At 64.7% G+C, this 17,240-nt stretch carries 10 protein-coding genes; 5 read left to right on the top strand and 5 right to left on the bottom strand.

Annotation, left to right across the window (positions count from 1 at the left end; all coding sequences use genetic code 11):
• Nucleotides 1-54: 54 nt before the first annotated feature.
• From NTCA1_RS02795 to NTCA1_RS02810, 4 genes are all read left to right on the top strand, one after another.
• The gene (locus NTCA1_RS02795) at nt 55-2,337 is read left to right on the top strand and encodes a TonB-dependent receptor (RefSeq protein ID WP_159828016.1); all 2,283 of its coding nucleotides are present in this window, start codon (nt 55-57) and stop codon (nt 2,335-2,337) included.
• A gap of 23 nt (nt 2,338-2,360) precedes the next feature.
• Nucleotides 2,361-3,995, top strand: coding sequence for an alkaline phosphatase (locus tag NTCA1_RS02800; RefSeq protein WP_159828019.1), 1,635 nt, complete (start codon nt 2,361-2,363; stop codon nt 3,993-3,995).
• A 166-nt stretch (nt 3,996-4,161) separates the two neighbouring features.
• Entirely contained in the window at nt 4,162-5,844 is a 1,683-nt protein-coding gene (acpA, locus tag NTCA1_RS02805) for an acid phosphatase (RefSeq protein WP_159828022.1), read from the top strand.
• 130 nt (nt 5,845-5,974) lie between these two features.
• Nucleotides 5,975-7,384 (top strand): M20/M25/M40 family metallo-hydrolase, encoded by a 1,410-nt coding sequence (locus tag NTCA1_RS02810; RefSeq protein WP_159828025.1) that lies wholly within the window; start codon nt 5,975-5,977, stop codon nt 7,382-7,384.
• A 26-nt stretch (nt 7,385-7,410) separates the two neighbouring features.
• Here NTCA1_RS02810 and NTCA1_RS02815 read toward each other — a convergent pair whose 3' ends face one another.
• The 5 genes from NTCA1_RS02815 to NTCA1_RS02835 form a co-directional block, all read right to left on the bottom strand.
• Nucleotides 7,411-8,508: an acyltransferase gene (locus NTCA1_RS02815; protein WP_167381915.1), complete on the bottom strand. Its 1,098-nt coding sequence runs from the start codon at nt 8,506-8,508 to the stop codon at nt 7,411-7,413.
• Between the two features lie 172 nt (nt 8,509-8,680).
• Nucleotides 8,681-10,297 (bottom strand): NAD(P)/FAD-dependent oxidoreductase, encoded by a 1,617-nt coding sequence (locus NTCA1_RS02820; RefSeq protein WP_159828031.1) that lies wholly within the window; start codon nt 10,295-10,297, stop codon nt 8,681-8,683.
• Complete coding sequence (locus NTCA1_RS02825) at nt 10,294-11,460, bottom strand: aromatic ring-hydroxylating dioxygenase subunit alpha (protein WP_159828034.1); 1,167 nt, start codon at nt 11,458-11,460, stop codon at nt 10,294-10,296. The genes NTCA1_RS02820 and NTCA1_RS02825 overlap by 4 nt, the downstream gene beginning before the upstream one ends.
• Nucleotides 11,461-11,473: 13 nt before the next feature.
• Nucleotides 11,474-12,784 carry an amino acid permease gene (locus NTCA1_RS02830; protein WP_159828037.1) on the bottom strand — a complete coding sequence of 437 codons (1,311 nt, stop codon included), beginning with the start codon at nt 12,782-12,784 and terminating at the stop codon, nt 11,474-11,476.
• 92 nt (nt 12,785-12,876) lie between these two features.
• Nucleotides 12,877-14,628 (bottom strand): gamma-glutamyltransferase family protein, encoded by a 1,752-nt coding sequence (locus NTCA1_RS02835; RefSeq protein WP_159828040.1) that lies wholly within the window; start codon nt 14,626-14,628, stop codon nt 12,877-12,879.
• A gap of 200 nt (nt 14,629-14,828) precedes the next feature.
• On the opposite strand from NTCA1_RS02835, the gene NTCA1_RS02840 reads away from it, so the two are divergent.
• On the top strand, nt 14,829-17,225 hold the full coding sequence (locus NTCA1_RS02840; protein ID WP_159828043.1) for a TonB-dependent receptor domain-containing protein: 2,397 nt from the start codon (nt 14,829-14,831) through the stop codon (nt 17,223-17,225).
• Nucleotides 17,226-17,240 lie beyond the last annotated feature (15 nt).

Below are 17,240 nucleotides of genomic sequence, written 5' to 3' on the forward strand. Positions count from 1 at the left end.
ACCGGGCGTACCCCGCCGACCCGTAAGCGCGTTCAAACTCAGGGGAAAACGGTAATGAAATTCGGCACTTGCGTCGCAACTTTGCTGGCGGGAACGTCGCTCGCAGGTCTTCCCGCGATGGCCCACGCGGCCGAGGCGGAGGTTGCTGAGACCGCCGATCCCAACGCCATCATTGTCACCTCGCAGAAGGTCGAGCAGCGCGCGGTCGATGTGCCGATCACCCTCTCGGTCCAGACCGGGGAGCGCATGCGGGAACTGGGCGTCACCGACATCGGGGAACTTTCGAACTACGTTCCGGGCCTCAATGTCCAGGTGCAGAGCGCCAACAACCCCGGCTTCGTCATTCGCGGCATCACTTCGGACAGCGGCTCGGCGCAGCAGGGACCGCGCGTCACGCTCTATTACAACGGCATCGATATCTCCCGCTCGCGCGGCGCCTATCAGGGCATCTACGATCTCGACCGCGTCGAAGTGGTGAAGGGCCCGCAGGCGACACTGTTCGGCACGGCCGCCACGATCGGCGCGATCAGCTTCGTTTCCGCCAAGCCAGAGGCCGGTACTTCGGCCTCGCTGACGGGTTCCTACGGCAATCTAAATGCCTACCGCGCCGAAGGTTTCGTGAACGCGGGTAACGACGTGATCGCCGCCCGTATCGCCGGCCAGTGGAAGAAGCGCGACGGCTATATCGAAAATCTCGCGCCGGGGCAGGACGATCTCTATGCGCAGGACCAGCTCGGCCTGCGCGGATCGCTGCGCTATACGCCGACTACCGACTTCACCGCGGACCTCGTCTTCACGTACGACCGCCAGCGCAACTCCGGCACGCCGTTCCTGTCGAAGAACCTCGGCTCCACTTCAGTCGACGGCCTCCATGATGCGGCCTACCTCGGCGGTTCGCCTTTCTCGAAGGAAGTGCTCGGCTCCGACAAGCTCGGTCTCGACCGCGACGTCTATGATGCCAACCTGACCCTGAGCTGGGACTTCGCAGACGGGTGGAACTTCACCACGGTCAATGGCTATCGCAATTTCGACGCGCTGGAAGTCTTCGATGCCGACGGTTCGGCAGCTTGGTATCTCGAATTCGCGGAACATGCCAAGGGCTGGCAGGCAAGCCATGAGGGCCGCTTTACTTATTCCGACGATCAGTGGCGCGCCTCGTTCGGCTGGAACTACTTCATCGAGGATTCCTCGCAATATGTGCCCTTCTCCTCGGAAGTCGGCACTTATCTGCAATGTACCGCCAATCTCGTTCCGGGGCTTGGCTGTGTCGCGCCGGACAACTCGGTTCCCGGTTCGCGCGCCACGGCCCTGCTGACAGGCGGCGCCTTCACGGCAGTGCCTTACTCCGCCTGGTCGCGAAACGAAGGGCGCAACCAGACCTGGTCGATGTTCGGCGATGTCGCCTGGAAGCCCGCGCCCGAACTGGAAGTGACGGCCGGCGCCCGCGTGCTGATCGAAAAGCGCCGCTCGGGCTACATTGCCGAGCAGCCCGACGCGCCGGTCTACGGCCAGCCGCTGCTGCCCTATTTCGATACCGACGGCCAGACCTTCCATGCCCGCAAGACTTACGCGGCCGTGCTGCCGCGCCTGAACGTGCTCTATCATCTGACGCCTGCGCTCAACCTCTATGCCACGATTGCGGAAGGTCGTCGCTCGCCGGTCGTCCAGCTTTCCTCGGCAGCGGGCGGCGTTCCCGATCTCGATCTCATCAAGTCGGAAACCGTCTGGAACTATGAGGCCGGCATCAAGGGTTCGGTCGGCATGTTGTCCGGCTCGCTGGGCGTCTATTACGACAAGTACGACAACTTCCAGGTCTCGGTGATCGAGGACGGCCGCGCCGTTACCCGCAGCGCCGGGTCGGCGTCCAACCTGGGTGTCGAGGCCGAGCTTGAGGCCCGCTTCACCGACTGGCTGAGCGCGTTCGGCAATGTCGGCTTCATCAGCGGCGGTATCGACGACAAGGAAGCCAACGGTGCCTTCGCGGGCGACCAGTTCCGTCTCCAGCCCAAGTGGCAATGGGCGGCGGGCTTCAATCTCAACCTGCCCGTCACCCAGAACACCAGCGTGTTCCTGACGCCGAGCGTGACCTATCGCAGCAAGATCTACTTCGAAGTGCCCAATAGCGATGCGATCAGCCAGAGCCCGGTCACGCTGGTCAATCTGCGCGGCGGCGTCTCGCTGATGGACGGGAAGTTCCAGATCGCCGGTTACGCCCGCAATCTCGGCAACGAGAAGTACCTGCTCGACGCAGGCAATACCGGCGGATCGTTCGGCTATCCCACCTTCATCCCGGCCGAACCGCGCACTTACGGCATCGAGATCACGGCGCGCTACTGATCGATCACTTTCGAGGAATACCCATGACCCTTCAACTCGACCGCCGCCTGCTGCTTGGCGCCGGCGCCTTCGGGCTTGCCGCTCTGGCGACACCCGGCGTCGCCCAGATCCTCACCGCGCGCGGCTTTACCCATGGCGTGGCGAGCGGTGAACCTGCGGCGAACTCTGTCCTGCTCTGGACTCGCTACGTCGGCAGCGCCGATACGAAGCTGCGCTGCGAAGTCTCGGCAGACGAGAACTTCCGCAAGGTGGTGAGCGGCGGCGAGGCGATCGCCTCGCCTGCGCACGACAATTGCGCCAAGCTGGTGGTGGCCGGGCTCGCGCCGGGCAAGTGGTACTTCTACCGCTTCATCGCCCCCGACGGTACGAAGAGCGAAACGGGCCGTACCCGTACCCTGCCGGTGGGCGATGTGGATCGCTTCGGCATCGGCCTGTTCTCCTGCTCGAACATGCCGTTCGGCTGGTTCAACGCCTATGCCCATGCCGCCACGCGTGACGATCTCGACCTGATCGTTCACGTCGGTGACTACTTCTACGAGTACGAATACGGCCACTATCCCGACAATCCCATGGCGGGCCGTCCGATCGAGCCCAGGAACGAGACGGTGACGCTGGCCGATTACCGCCTGCGTTTCGCCAGCTACCGCCTCGACCCGGACTTGCGCCGCATTCACCAGCGGTTCCCGATGATCGCACAGTGGGACGATCACGAATTCGCCAACGATACCTGGCAGGGCGGGGCAGAGAACCATCAGCCGGATAAGGAAGGCGACTGGTCGGTACGCCGGGCCGCGGCGGAGAAAGCCTATCGCGAATGGATGCCGGTGTCGGACGCGCTTTACGACAGCTTCCAGATCGGCTCGCTGGCAACGCTGTTCCGCCCGGAAACGCGCGTGAGCGCACGCACGGGGCAGCTCGATTTCGGCGCGGTGATGGCCGGTGCCGCAAAGGGCGGACCGGCGGAAGTCGCCAAGGCGCTTGTCCAGTTCCGTGACGGTCCGTGGATGTCGCAGGATCGCACGCTGATGGGCGCACAGCAGGAAGCCTGGCTCCACAAGGGGCTGGCGGATTCCGCGAAGTCCGGCACGCGCTGGCAGGTGCTGGCGCAGCAGGTTGTCATGGGATCGCTCAAGGCGCCGCCGCAGATGGCCGATCTCGTTCCCGCGACCGGCGATCCCAAGGTGCGTCAGGTGCTCATGGCCATCGCCGCCGCATCCAAGGTCGGGCTGCCGTTCAACATGGATTCGTGGGATGGCTATCCCGCTGCCCGCGAACGCCTGCTGCGTGCGGCGCGTCAGGCGGATTGCAACCTCGTGGTTCTGGCGGGAGACAGCCACAACGCATGGGGTAGCGAGCTTTCCGTGGACGGCGCCTCGGCAGGTGTCGAATATGCCGGACATTCGGTGACCTCGCCCGGCTACGAGGCCTATCTGCCTTCCGTAGCGCCCGCCGATCTCGCCAAGTCGCTGCGCGGGGCCAATCCCGGCCTTGCTTTCGCGGACACCAGCCGCAGGGGCTATGTCTCGCTGCAGATGACGCCCGAGGAAGTTCGCGGCGAATGGCACTTCGTGGGCACGATCGCCCAGCGCACCACCGCCGGGACGACGAGCGAAGGTCTGTCGGTGAAATGGAACGAGCGCCGCTTTGCCCCAGCTTGAAAATCGGGCCTGATCGAAAGAGGTTTCCTGCCGCGTGAAGGGCGGTCCGGGTCTTGCCGGACCGCCCTTTCACATCTCCTGATGATGATACAAAATATCACGAACGGTTGACGTGCTGTCATCAGGGTCGCAAACAGCCGGAAAATACCTCTCCCAAGGACTTCCCATGACTGACTCCGACCGTCCCGAATCCCAGCCCGAAGGCGCGGGAGTTCGCCCGGATCGCCGCGATTTCCTCGGCGGCCTTGCCGCTGCGTTCGGTGCCGCTGCCGTGGCGGGCGGTTCCGGTGAGGCGATGGCGGCGACCAGGGAGAAGCGGAAGGGCGGCAGCGCTCCCGTCAGCGATGCGCAGCTGCGTGAGGCGATCGATACGGTCGTGGTGATCTTTGCCGAGAACCGCAGCTTCAACAATCTCTTCGCTGATTTCCCGGGTCTTCAGCAGCCGCTCGCCGAAGTCCCTGCCGAGCGTACCCGCCAGCGCGACCGCGACGGCAAGGTCATGGAACGCCTGCCGAAGATCTGGGAAGGCCTCGTGCCTTCGAAGCAGGTGGTCGAGCATGCCGAATACCAGATCGGTCCCGATGACCTGGCGCCGATCCCGAACGGACCTTTCGCGCTCAAGACCCCGGAAGGCGACCCGCTGCCGCACGGTCTGGTCACGCGGGATCTGGTCCATGCGTTCTATCACAACCAGATGCAGATCAACGGCGGCGCCAACGACCAGTTTGTCGCCTGGGGAGACAGCGGTGCGCTGGTCATGGGCCACTACGGCGACATGCGCGCGCAGCTGCGCCTGTGGCAGATCGCCCGTGAGTTCACGCTCTGCGACAACTTCTTCATGGGCGCTTTCGGCGGTTCGTTCCTCAATCACCAGTACCTGATCGCCGCGCAGCCGCCGTTCTACCCCGATGCCGACAAGAGCCCGGCCGCCAAGCGCATCGCCGTTCTGGAAGGCAGCGACCCCAAGGGCACGCGCCTAAAGCCGGATCCCAAGACGCCTGCCAGCGCTCTGGACGGCCCGGCCCTATTCGGCCCCAACACGCTTTCGCCGGACTTCTGGGCCGTCAACACGATGCTCCCGCCCTATGCGCCGACTTACGAACTGGATGCGGAAAAGCCGGGCTATGCCAATGCTGCAAGCTCGCACACGCTGGTGCCGCAGCAGCACAAGACGATCGGCGACATGCTCTCCGCCAAGGGGGTGGACTGGGCGTGGTACGCAGGCGGATGGAATGCCGCGCTGGCCGGGAACATGAACGATGCCTCGTTCCCTTCGCGCCCGAACTTCCAGCCGCATCACCAGCCGTTCAACTATTACGACCGCTTCGCCCCCGGCACCGGCGACCGCGCGAAGCATCTGCGCGACGGCGGGGAGGGCGGAACCGCGCGCACCAACAAGTTCCTGGCCGATGCCGCGGCGGGCAAGCTTCCTGCGGTCAGCTATTACAAACCGCAGGGCAATCTCAACATGCATGCGGGCTATTCCGATATCGATGCGGGCGATCGCCATATCGCTGCCGTGATCGACGGCCTGCGCGCCAGCCCGCAGTGGGAAAAGATGCTGGTCGTCATCACGTTCGACGAGAACGGCGGCTGGTGGGATCACGTCGCACCCCCGAAGGGCGACCGCTGGGGACCGGGCACGCGCATTCCGGCCGTGATCGTCTCGCCGCACGCGAAGAAGGGCGCGGTCGACCACACGATCTATGACACCGGTTCGATCGCCCGCTTCCTCACGCGCCGTTTCGGCCTGGAGAAGCTGGAAGGCCTGAAGATGCGGGAGGATGCCATGACGGCGGCTGGCGGCGTGGCGCCGGGCGACCTCACCGGGGCACTCGATCTGGCCTAACCCCGCGCAAAACAGGTGCGCCTGCTCCGGGAATGCGACAAGGTATCGACGCCGGGACCGATTCTCCATCGGTTCCGGCCGAACTTTACATAGCATTACTTTTCACAGCATTTCGGGGGCCATAATAACCATGCGGGTCATCGCATCCACCGTCTTCACGCTCGGGGCCATTCTTGCCGTTTCCACCGGCGCCCAGGCAGCACCCAAGGCCTATCCTCAGGCCGAAAAGCAAGTCCTCGAAATCTCCAAGCAGGCCATCGCCTTGCGCTCGGTCGAGGGTGAGGGCAACCAGACGCAGCAGGTTGCCGAACTCTTCGCCAAGGAACTGCTCGCGAACGGCTGGGACGCCAAGGACATCGAGATCGTTCCCCACAAGGATACGGCCTATCTGATCGCCACCTGGCAGGGCAGCGATCCCTCTCTGAAACCGCTGGTGATTTCCGCGCACATGGACGTGGTGGAAGCCAAGGCGGCCGACTGGGAGCGCGATCCTTTCACTCCGGTAGTGGAGAACGGCTACCTTTACGGACGCGGTGCCAGCGACACCAAGTTCGAGGCAGTGCTGGCGATGGAAGCGATGATCGAACTGCGCAAGCAGGGTTTCAAGCCCAAGCGCACGCTCGTCATCGCTTATTCCGGTGATGAGGAGACCTCGATGGCCACCTCTAAGCTGATCGCCGAGCGGCTGAAGGACGCCGAACTCGTGCTCAATGTCGACGGATCGTCCGGGACCCTGTCGGAAAAGACCGGCAAGCCCGCGTTCTGGTCCTGGGGCGGTGCCGAAAAGACTTATGTCGATTACCAGATCGACGTGACCAACCCCGGCGGCCATAGCTCCGCCCCGCGCACCGAGAACGCGATCGTCCAGCTTTCCGAGGTTCTGGAACGGATCGGACATTACCACTTCAAGCCCGAACTCAACGACATCACCCGCGCCTATTGGGTAGAGGCTGCCAAGCTGGAGCCCAATGCCACGCTGGCCGGTGCCATGCGCGCATTCGCGGCCAATCCGAACGACGAGGCGGCGCTCAAGGTACTGCGCGCCAACCCTTCGATGGTCGGCCGCACCGGCACGACCTGTGTTCCGACGATGCTCTCCGGCGGTCACGCCCAGAATGCCCTGCCGCAGCGCGCCACGGCCAACATCAACTGCCGCATCTTCCCCGGCCACACCCGCGAGGAAATCATGGCGGAACTGGAGAAAGTGGCGCAGATGCCTGCCGCGAAGTTCTCCGACGTGACCGGCGATGCCTCGACGATGTCGCCCGCCTCGCCGATGCGGCCCGATTTCGTGGCGGCGACGCGCAAGGCGGTGACGGCGGCCTGGGGACCGATCCCGATCATTCCCTCGCAGGCTTCGGGTGCTTCGGATTCGATGTGGTATCGCGCGCTTGGCGTGCCCAGCTACAGTGCCAGTGCCTCGATGATGAAGGACTCCGACGAGTTCGCCCACGGCCTCAACGAGCGGCTGCCGCTGCTCAACGTGCGGCCGGGGATCACCTATTACCTCAGCCTCTACAAGGACCTCGCCGGGAAGTGAGGTCCTGAGGTGGAAGCTGGCGGCGCTCAGGCGGCCGCCAGCTTCCGTCCCTTCAATCGTCCGCCGCTGAGGATCCGTGCGGGTCCCGGCGCGGCCCGGCTGAGCAGGGTCGCCAGCAGGACCACGGCCAGGAGCACGATCAGCGGCTGTGCCACCAGGTAGACCGGATAGAGCGGCGAACCGAGCGTACCGAACAGCCTGCCGAGCAGCGGCCCGCCCAGCCAGATCAGGATGAGGTGTGAGCAGAACAGAAAGAACGCGAAGGGCTCGATCTTCAGCAACGGGCGTCTTGCGGCGGTTCCGGCGATACCCCAGGAAATGCGCCAGTAGGCCAGCGCTGCCGAGATGCGCACGGAAAGGTCCAGCGTGGCGGCGGGAAGGCTGACAGGAGACGCGTCCACCACCAGCGTAAAGTAGAGCTGCACGGCCGTCAGCACCGCAAACGGGGCAAGTGCCAGGGCTATCGGCCAGTCTGCGATACGGTCGGACAGGTTTTCGCGCCGGGCGATGATGCCGAGCGTGAAGAAGAACGGGATCGAGGCCCGCATGAAGATCGGCGGTCCATAGCCCGCGATCTGGCAGACCGCGGCAACCAGCGCGACGGCGATCAGGGTGCGCTTGCCGCAGCGCACGAGCAGCGGCGCCAGCAGCATGCAGAGAAACAGATCGCGCAGGAACGGCATCTGGACGTTGATGTCCGGGTTGCGGCTGGCGATGAACACTTCCTGGAAGATCCAGTCGAGCGATTGCGGCGTCGGTGCGGCGAGGCGGGTGGCCACGGCAGCGCCCGACACGAGCAGGATCGCCAGCGCGTTCCACAGCACCATCGGCAGCAGGATCGTCTTGGCCTTGCGCCCGACATGGCTTGCCCAGTCGAAGGTGCGGCTCGATCCCGCGACCAGCCAGCCGGAAATCAGCCCGAGAAGCGGTACGGCGCTGCGTCCGAACACGTCCATCAGCACCCAGCGCAGGTTTTCCTGCGGGGTGCCGTGCGCAAGCTGGAGGTCGTATCCGGTCAGCCCGGTCCAGGCATGGACATAGACGACCCCAAGGATGCAGATGACGCGCGCGACCGAAATGGCATCGGACCTGCGGCGCGCATCGATATTGAGTGTTTCAGGCAAACCATCTTCCCGTTTTTTGGCAACCCGCCCAAATTCCATCGTTCTTTGGCGCAATGGCCAGAGTACGAGGGATTTCTTCCATGGCTCCAAACCAACGGGACATGAATAGTTCTGGTTCTATTCGACAGGATGAGCCTTAAAAAGGGCGAAGCGGAGGCGCGATTGGCCAAGTCTACGAAATGAAACGGGCGTGACGGTTACCCCAGCGCTTGTTGTCGGCGATGATCTCGTGCGCACAATTATGGCCGGGAGCGCCGGTCACGCCGCCGCCGGGGTGGGTGCCGGAGCCGCAAATGTAGAGCCCCTTGATCGGCCCGCGATAGGCGCCATGGCCCAGCACCGGCCGCGCCGACCACATCTGGTCGAGCGTCAGGTTGCCGTGCATGATGTCTCCGCCGACAAGGCCGAACTTGCGCTCAAGGCCCTTGGGACTGAGCACCTGCCGACCGAGGATCGAAGCGCGGAAGCCCGGCGCGTATTCCTCCACCGTATCGATCACGGTGTCCGCCGCCTTGTCTTCCTCGGCATCCCAATCGCGGCCGTCTGGCAGTTCCGGCGCAAACTGCTGACAGAACAGGCTGGCGACATGCTGGCCTTCGGGCGCAAGGCTGTCGTCCACGGTGGAGGGGATCAGCATCTCCACGATCGGCTTCTTCGACCAGCCGTGCGTCTTCGCGTCGAGGAAAGCGCGGTCCATGTAGTCCAGCGTCGGCGCGATGATGATGCCGGACTGGTGATGCTCACCCGGCTCGGGCAGGCAAGTGAACTTCGGCAATTCGGAAAGCGCCACGTTCATGCGGAAGGTGCCGCTGCCCGCCTTAAAGCTTTTCATGCGGCGCTGGAAATCAGGTTTGAGTTCGCTCTGGGCGATCATCTTGCCGTAGAGCAGCTTGGGCCCGACATTGGCGATCACGCGGGTGGCGGCAATTTCCTCGCCGCTTTCAAGCCGCACCCCGGCAACCTTGTCGCCATCGACAAGGACCTGTTCCACCGGGCTTTCGAGGCTGATTTCCACGCCCAGCCTGCGGCAGACTTCGCCCATGATGCGGGTGATATTGCCCATGCCGCCCACCGAGTGGCCCCAGGCGCCCTTCTTGCCGTTCACTTCGCCGAAGACGTGGTGCAGCAGGACGTAGGCGCTGCCCGGAGTATCGGGAGAGGCGTAGTTGCCGACCACGGCGTCGAAGCCGAAAGCGGCTTTCACCGCTTCGCTCTCGAACCAGCCGTCCAGCAGTCCGCGTGCGGACTTGGTGAAGAGATCCAGCACATCGCGCTGCGCTTCGATGGAGAGGCCCGCCAGCTTGCGCCCCTGACGTGCCGCGTCGATCAACCCGCGCCAGCCGTCACCGGCGTTGGGCGGTGACTTGAGAGCGAGATCGCGCAGCACTTCGGCCACGACTTCCAGCGAGTCGTAATAGGCGGGCAGCACGTCTGCATCGTGTTTTGAGAAGCGGCGGAACTCCGCCTGTGTACGTTCCAGCCCGCCGCCCAGCTTGAGATAGCCGCCGTCTTCCTGCGGCAGCAGGTTGGAGATCGGTCGCTCGATCACGCGGTAGCCATGGTCCGCCAGCCGCATGTCGGCGATGACCTTGGGCTGGAGCAGGCTGACCGTGTAGCTGGCCACCGAGTTGCGGAAGCCGGGGTGGAATTCCTCGGTCACCGCTGCGCCGCCGACCACGTCGCGGCGCTCCAGAATGCGCACCTTCAGCCCTGCGCGAGCAAGGTAGAACGCGCAGACGAGGCCGTTGTGGCCGCCGCCGATGATGACGGCATCGTAAGTCCGGGTCATTTCTGGCTCCAGCCGGATGCGGGCCGCTCGCTCTGGCGGGCTTCCGGGATCAGTTCGCGAATACGCTTGCAAAAGCGGCGCAGGCAGACTTCCTTGTCGGACAGCGGCCCGACCGAGAACGTGCGCGAGGCCATGCCTGCCTGCACGCGGGTGATGAGTGCGGTGTCCTCGGCATTGACCTGCCGGTTGATGCGCCAGTTGAGGTAGCGCGCGGCGCGCATCTCCCGGCGGTCATCGGGGAGAACATAGCTGATCTCGCGGATCATGCAGCTTTCAGGGCCCGTGGGTAGCCACTGCATGAAATCGACCTGATCCGGGTAGATGTCGAAGGCGACGCCGGGCCAGAGCTTGAAATAGAGCCAGTGGCGCTGGCGATCCCCGGGCAGATGCGGCACCGGCGGCAGCAGGCGCTGGTACATGCGTTCGGACCAGTTGGATGAGGGCGCATCCATCAGATCGCCCCACATCCGGTCGACATGGCGTTCCGCCTCCACGCCGTAGCTGCGGCCGAACAGGCGGGTAAGGCCGGGGTGGGCAACGGGGATGTGCAGCCCGTCCGAATAGTTGTCGCCCACGTTCTTCCAGTTCACTGCGCGCGGGCGCATGGTGACGCGGCCGAGGGCTTTCAGGTCCTCGAAACGATAGGGCGCGACCATTTCCTCGTAAGGGGCCATCATCTGCGCGATCGAGGGGCCGCTGTCGTCGACGAGGCGCACGAAGATGAAGCCGCGCCAGACTTCGATGTCCACCGGGGCAAGGCCGTGGCTGGCCCTGTCGAAACCGGGATAGCTCTGGCTGTCGGGCACGCCGATGAGGCGGCCGTCGAGGTCGTAGGTCCAGGCGTGATAGGGGCAGACCAGCCTCTTCGCGCAGCCGCTCGCGCCATCGACCACGCGCGAGCCGCGATGGCGGCAGACATTGGTGAAGGCGCGCAGTTGCCGGTCACTGCCGCGCAAGACGATCACGCTTTCGCCGATATATTCCAGCGTGTGCCAGTCCCCTACGTTCGGCACGTCGCTTTCATGGCAGACGACCTGCCAGCTTGGAGCGAAGATGCGCTCCTTCTCCACCGCCAGGAATTCGGGATCGGCGTAAGTCCAGGCGGGCAGGCTCCAGCCGTCGAGCGGATCGGGAGCGGCGGAATTCCAGAGCTGCGTTGCCATGGGCGATGACCGTTCAGTCGAGTTCGTTGCGCTTCAGCCAGAGCCAGATCGGCAGACCCAGCACCATCAGCACGAAGCTCAGTCCGCTGGCGCCGATCCCGGCTCCCCACAGGGTCCAGAGCGCATAGAGCGCGCCGATCAGTGCCGGGATGCGGGCGACGCCGAGCTTCAGTGCCGCCAGAGCGCAGGCAAGGTAAAGCCAGAGCGTTGCCGAAGTCGAGAGCAGCAGCAGGTACTCGAACAGCGCCTGCATCGTCCGGCTGGCGTTCATCGCCGCGAAGAAGCTGGCGACGACGGCGGAGATCAGCAGGGCGCGCCGGGCCGTTCCGCGCGCATCGGTTTCGGCGAACCAGTGAGGCAGCAGGCTGCGCGCGGCCATGTCGCGCATCATCTCGGCCTGGAGCAGGGTCCAGCCGTTGAGCGCGCCGATACAGCTTATGACCGCGAACAGGGCGACGAGGGTGGCGACGTCTCCGTCGAGGAAGCGGGCGACGAAGGTGGCGAAAGGTGCGGCCGAATGCGCGGCGACGTCGCTCGGCAGCAGCAGGGCGATGGCCGAGCAGACCATGAGATAGAGCACGCCGGTCAGCGCCGTGCCCCAAAGCGTGGCGCGCGCGACGTTGATCTCGGGATTGCGCACCCGCGCGGCCGCTACGCTGGCGGATTCGAAGCCGAGCAGCGCCCAGAGCGTCAGGGTTGCAGCGCCGTTGATGGCGCCTGTGTGGACAAGCGAGGAGTCGAAGGTCGGAAGCTGGGCCTTGCCGTTCGACAGGACGTAGACGGCCAGCACGATCACCACCAGCAGCGGGATGACCTTGAGCGCCAGCGTGACGATCTGGAATTGACCCGCAGCCCGGGTGCCGCGCAAGTTGATGAGGGTCATCAGCCAGAGCAGGGCTATGGCGGCGAGGGCAGGAACATGCTCTCCGCGCCCCAGGAACGGCACCATGCTGGACAGATAGGAAACGGCAGCCACGGCGATGGTAACCACCGACGTCCAGAGCGAGACGAGGTAGATCCAGCTGATGAAGAAGCCGGCCGTCTTTCCGAAGGCGTCGGTCACGAACCCGGCGGGACCGCCCGCTGCGGGGCGGGCGCGGGTCAGGCGGCTGAGGACGTAGGCGAGCACCAGGGCGCCGGTGATGGTGGCGAACCAGCCGATCACGCCGTTCCAGCCGAACGGCGCCAGGCTGGCGGGCAGCAGGAACACGCCCGACCCGATCATGTTGCCCATGACCAGCGCGATCGCCGCCGTAAGGCCGAGGCTTCCCGTGGTCGAGCGGATGCCCGCAGCCTCGGTCTTTACGTCGTGATCGCCCGGCATGTCGTTTCCCCGTCTGAAAGGCAGCGCTTGAAAGGGGGCGGCCCCTAAGGGAACTCTATGCCATTTTCAACGCGAGGAAAGCCGAACCGGCGTCAGAACCCGCGCGCGACGCCCTCGCGGCGGGGATCGGCGCCGCCGACATAGCCCTTCGACGTCGCGATGATCGCCTGAAGACCGGATTCCTCGCCCCGCGATGTCGAAAGCGGCATGCCGCGGGCTGCAAGGCCCTCCATGATCGGCTGGGGGAATTTGTCGGCGCTATAGGTACTGCCCTTGGCCACGAGATTGGGGAGCGAAACGGCGTCTTGCGGCGTCATCTTCCAATCGAGCAGGGCGACCAGCACCTTGAGGTTGTAGGCCTGGATCGCCGAGCCGCCCGGTGAACCGGCGGCCGCCACGAATTTGCGCTGCGGCGTCAGCACGATGGCGGGCGCCATGCTCGAACGCGGGCGCTTGCCGGGGGCCGGGGCATTGGCGGCCTTGGCACCATCATCGTCCGTGGGGCTGAACGAAAAGTCGGTGAGCTGGTTGTTCAGGAAGAAGCCGCCGACCATGCGGCCTGAGCCGAAAATGCTCTCGACGGTGGTGGTCATCGACACGACATTGCCCTCGGCATCGATGATGACGATGTGGCTGGTGCCGCCCGGCTCATGCGTGGCATCCGGGCCGACTTCGGGGGCTCCCTTGGGCATGCCGAAGGTTATCGGTCCGGCCTTTTCGCCGATCTCGGCGGCGCGGCCCTTCAGGTATTCGGGATCGAGCAGGCCCTCCACGGGCACTTTCACGAAGGCCGGATCGCCTACGTAGCGATCGCGATCGGCATAGGCGAGGCGGCTGGCCTGCGCGAATTCGAACCAGGCCTTCTCGTCGGAAGCATTGCGCTTGCCGATGTCGGTATGTTCGAGCACGCCGAGCGCGATCTGCAGGCCGGGACCGCCGGAAGGGGCCTGCGGCGTGCAGACCAGATAGATGCGATAGGGCTTGCAGAGCGCAGGCGCGGAGTGCGGGCGATAGTTCGCCATGTCCGCCAGCGAGAGCGTGCTGGGGCGGGGGCCTTCATGCACGCGGTCGACGATCTGCTGGGCAAGGGGGCCGGTCAGGAGGCCGGATGCGCCATATTGCGCGATCCGTTCGAGCGACCGCGCATAGTCCGCGTTTTGCAGTCGGTCGCCCGCGACATAAGGCGTGCCGTCGGCCTTGGTGAAGTAGCGCTTGGCATCGGGCGCAGCGGCCTGCGGGGCCTTGCTTGCGATCATGCCGGCGAGGCGCGGGCTGACGATGAAGCCGTCTTGCGCAAGCCTGTGCGCTTCGTCGAAGAGACCGGCCCAGGGCAGTTTGCCATGCTCCCGCTGCGCCATGTCGAGCATGGCGATCGCACCGGGCACGCCGGTCGAGATCCCGCCCAGCACGGCCTCGGCAAAAGGCAGGCGTTTCCCGTTCTCGTCGAGGAAGAGATGGTCGGAGGCACCGGCCGGGGCCACTTCGCGCCCGTCATAGGCGGTGGCCTGCCGCGTCCTGGCATCGTAATAGACCATGAAGGCGCCGCCGCCGAGCCCGGAACTCTGCGGCTCAACCAGGCCCAGAACGGCCTGGATGGCGACTGCGGCATCCATGGCCGAACCGCCCGCCTTGAGAACGTCCACCCCGGCCTTCACCGCCAGCGGATTGGCCGCCGCGACCATGGCATGGCGGGCAGTTGCCGATTGCTGGGACCGTGCCGGATCGACAGGCTTCGCGGTTGCGGTCTTTTCAGCAAGCGCCGTGGGCTGAGCGAGCGAGGGCACTGCCGCAGCAAGCGCAAGGGCCGACAGGCCGAGGGCGAAGATCGGTCGGCGCAAGGACATTCTCCGGGATAGGATAGGCATTTGCAGGGGCTTAGCGCCGTCGCCCGTCTCGCGCCACCCCGTGAGGGTTTCTTCGCCTTGGGAGAGACACTGTCACGGCACGGTCTTGATGGCGACATGGAACCGCCCCCGAACTGACAACGAGAAGTCAGATTTCTCAGTCACATGCTGCGCCGCACAAGGTCTTCAGGGGAACCACGATGCGAGCAGCGACCATTCGGAATTTCTACCTCGTCGGCACCAGCATGGCAGCGCTTGCGCTCGCTGCACCCGCCTATGCGGAAGAAGTATCGGCAGATTCAGCGGCCGACGCTTCTTCCGGCGAAGTCGAGGGCGAGGCCATCGTCGTCACCGGCCAGCGCACGACCTATAACAATGCCGCGCTGACCGAGGATCTCATCACCCAGCAACCGCCCATGGTTTCCGCGCTCGATCTGGTGGATACGCTGCCGGGCGTGCAGGTGAACGAAGGCGATGCCTTCGGTTTCGACGACTGGTCCGCGACGATCTCCGTACGCGGCTACCAGACCAACCTCGATACGCAGCAGGTGGGGCTCACCATCGACGGTCTGCCGAACGGCGGTTCGGGCTATGGCGGCGGCGCCAAGGCCAATCGCTTCGTCGATACGATGAATATCGGCACCGTCGAAGTGTTCCAGGGCACTGCCGACATCGGCTCGCTTTCGAACGAGGCGCTGGGCGGCACGATCAACTTCGTCACATCGGATCCGCTGGCGGAACGGCGCCTGCGTTTCTCCGGTTCGGTCGGCGATTTCGATGCCGCTCGCTATTACGGCCGTTTCGATACCGGCACGATCCTGAACGGCACTACGCGTGCCTGGATCTCCTATTCGCACCAGCAGGCCACCGACTGGATCGACGGTTCGGCGGACAACTGGCGCGACAATGTGGCGGCCAAGTTCATCGTCGACACCCCGGTAAAGATCACGGGCTATGTCGATTGGGACAAGACGCACGAGAACAACTACGACCAGATCTACTCGGCGGCCCAGTTCGCGGCCAATCCGAATGCCGACGGCCTCGTGGGGGAGTGGACCGGCATTCCCTATCAGGACCAGGCCTATCGCCCCGCCTGGGCGACGCACCGCGAGAACTTCTTCGCCTATCTCAAGGGCGAGACGACGATTGCCGATACGGTCGATCTCGATGCGGCGGTCTACTACCACGATATGGCCGGACGCGGCGACTGGGTGCCGCAGTACGTCGTGGACGTGACCAATGACGGTGCGGGCAATCCGCAGAGCGAGGTTTCCGGCAGCGGCACCGTGCGCGGCGGTTCGGCGCTCGGCAGCATCTATTTCGTCGATGCCAACGGCGTGTCGCTCAGCCCGCGCGCGGGTTGCACGGGATCGCTGCCTTACCCTTACGGCGGCACCACCGATCCCAACTACGATCCTTCCTGCTACGCGGCGGGCGCTATCGGCGCGCAGTCCTATCGCCACACCCATTACCGCAAGGACCGGCTCGGCGGGACCGCCAATGCCGCGTGGAGAATGGATCTCGGCGCCTTCGCGAACACCCTGCGCGGCGGCCTCTGGTACGAGGACACCCATCGCCGCGAATGGCGCGACTGGCACAACGTTTCCGATACGGCGGTGGGACCGGCCTTCGATTCGACGCCGTACTGGATCCAGTATGACCGCAAGTATCCGCAGGACACCTTCAAGTGGTACGTACAGGACCAGGTCGAGTTCGGACCCGTCACGGCCAATTTCGGCGTGAAGCAGTTCATCAACCACATCGACCGTATCGACCTGTTCGGAGAGACCGACAACGCCCGGATCTCCTCGAAATCCAAGGTCCTGCTTTCGGGCGGGCTGCAGATCGAGCCGCTTGACGGCCTCAACGTGTTCGGCGGTTACTCGGAGAACTTCAAGGCGCTTTCCGATACCCTGCTGGAATACAACGACGCCGATTTCAGCAGCATCAAGCCCGAGACCGCCGAGAACTGGGAAGCGGGCCTGCGCTACAGCACGCCGCTGATCCAGGCTTCGGCCACCTGGTTCAAGAGCAAGTTCTCCAATCAGGTGATCTTCGTGCCGAATTCGACCCAGGCGGGTAACGACTATCTGGGCGAGGGTGACGGCAAGTTCTTCAACGCAGGCGGCATCGATTCCGAAGGCTTCGAACTTCTCGCCAGCCTGACGCCGGTCGATGGCCTGCACCTCTATGGCGCCTACACTTACATCGATGCGACCTATCGCGGCACCGGCAATCCCGGCCTGGATGCGGAGCAGGGCATCCTTGCCGGAAACCGCGTGACCGGAATTCCCAAGAACATGTGGGTCTTGGCCGCGAACTACCAGTACGGACCGGTTCGGCTGGGCGTAACCGGGAAGTACACCGGAGACCGCTACGTCAATGCTTCCAACGCCTGGCAGGCCGAGAACTACTTCCTCACCGACCTTACGGTGGGCGTAAAGGGCGAGGCTTTGAGCGACTGGCTGAAGACCATGGAGTTCACGCTGAACGTGACCAACCTGACCGACGAACGGTACATCGGCGGCATTTCGGGTGGCTACGGTTTCCTCGGCGCCCCGCGCACCATGGTCTTCACGATGACGGCAGACTTCTGAGACCTGCGAATTGCG

The sequence above is a fragment of the Novosphingobium sp. TCA1 genome, from assembly GCF_009811895.1.
In the GTDB taxonomy this organism is placed as follows: domain Bacteria; phylum Pseudomonadota; class Alphaproteobacteria; order Sphingomonadales; family Sphingomonadaceae; genus Novosphingobium; species Novosphingobium panipatense_A.